Origin of the sequence: Endozoicomonas sp. SESOKO1 (assembly GCF_024606265.1) — a bacterium.
Lineage (GTDB): Bacteria > Pseudomonadota > Gammaproteobacteria > Pseudomonadales > Endozoicomonadaceae > Endozoicomonas.
This window is the reverse complement of record NZ_JAHHPP010000178.1, coordinates 1-1,544: the sequence shown is the minus strand read 5'-3', so window position 1 is coordinate 1,544 and position 1,544 is coordinate 1. Positions and strand designations below refer to the sequence as shown.

Below are 1,544 nucleotides of genomic sequence, written 5' to 3'. Positions count from 1 at the left end.
TCTTCGGTTATCTGGAAGGTACCGGCAAGGTTATCCTGCCAGAGCCGCAGGTATTGCTGACCCCTCAAGCCAGAATGCCGGGTCTGGATGGACAGAAAATGTCCAAATCGTACAACAACACCATCAGTCTCAGGGAGAGTGCTGACGAGGTGGATGCCAAGATCCGGAAAATGCCCACGGATCCGGCGCGCATTCGTCGGAATGACCCGGGTGATCCCATGAAATGCCCGGTATGGCAATTCCACAGACTCTATTCTGATCAGCAGCGTCAGGACTGGGTGCAAAGTGGCTGTGTCAGTGCCGGTATCGGTTGCCTGGACTGTAAAAAACCGTTAATAGAAACCATTCAGGCCGAGCTGGAGCCAATACGGATTGAAGCCCTGGAACTGGAAAACAACCAGGATGTGGTCAAGAGCATCATTACCGAAGGGTGTGAGAAAGCCCGCGATGAAGCCCAGGACACGCTTAAGGAAGTCCGGGACGCCATGGGACTTCATTATCGTTAATTCACAGCCGTTAATTCATAACCGTAAATTCATAATTGAACGACACAGAGCCACCAGTGCCTCTGTGTCTTTGAACCCATCCTCACGGTAACTCCCCTCTAGACAGACACAGCCCGTAGCAGGCATGATGGAACTGATTAGTAAATAAGCCGTCCAACCTCTGTATCATCCCGAGACAACGGCCCAGCAAGAGGTGAATCGCCCATGACCACGACGGAAGCCGTGGCCGAACAACCAGAACAAACGCCAGCCCCAACGGAAGCCGATTCTGTTGCACTTGAAGCACCTCATGAAAAAGCGGAAAAATCGCTGGCACTGGTCAAGGGTCAACCGTTCACCAAGCTGCCTGACGATCTCTACATTCCGCCGGATGCCCTGGAAGTCTTTCTGGAAGCCTTTGAAGGCCCTCTGGATCTTCTGCTCTACCTGATCAAGCGCAACAACATGGATATCCTTGATATCCAGGTGGCCCAGATCACCCATCAGTACATGGAATACGTCAAACTGATGGAAAGTTCCCAGTTTGAACTGGCGGCAGAATACCTGGTCATGGCCGCGACGCTGGCGGAAATCAAATCCCGAATGCTGTTGCCACGAACCACAGAAGCTGAAGAGGAAGAAGAAGACCCCCGTGCTGAACTGGTCAGGCGGCTGCAGGAGTACGAGCGCTTTAAGAAAGCGGCCGAAGACCTGGATGACCTGCCCAGAATGGGTCGGGATACCTGGCCAGCAAAAGTTCAGGCTCCCGATTTTGAGCGGGTCCAGGTACATCCGGACGTTGATCTTCAGGATATTCTGCTAGCCCTTGGCGAAGTGATGCGTCGGGCTGACATGTTTGAGCATCACCATGTGGCGGAAGAGGCGCTGTCCGTTCGGGAGCGAATGAGCGAGGTGCTTGCCATGCTCTCCCCTGAACGTTTCACGCCATTTGTTGCACTCTATCGGGTCAGTGAAGGCCGACTGGGTGTAGTGGTCACTTTTATGGCCATTATGGAACTGATCAAGGAATCCCTGGTCGAGCTGGTACAAAGCGAACCC

The 1,544-nt window shown here is 53.3% G+C and carries 1 protein-coding gene and 1 pseudogene; both read left to right on the top strand.

Translation table 11 applies throughout. From position 1 onward, the window contains the following. Nucleotides 1-506 (top strand): annotated as a pseudogene (locus tag KDK13_RS08720) (tryptophan--tRNA ligase); the annotation flags it as partial. A 204-nt stretch (nt 507-710) separates the two neighbouring features. Next, nucleotides 711-1,544: ScpA family protein (locus KDK13_RS08715; protein WP_257284589.1), on the top strand; the 834-nt coding region annotated here is incomplete at its 3' end.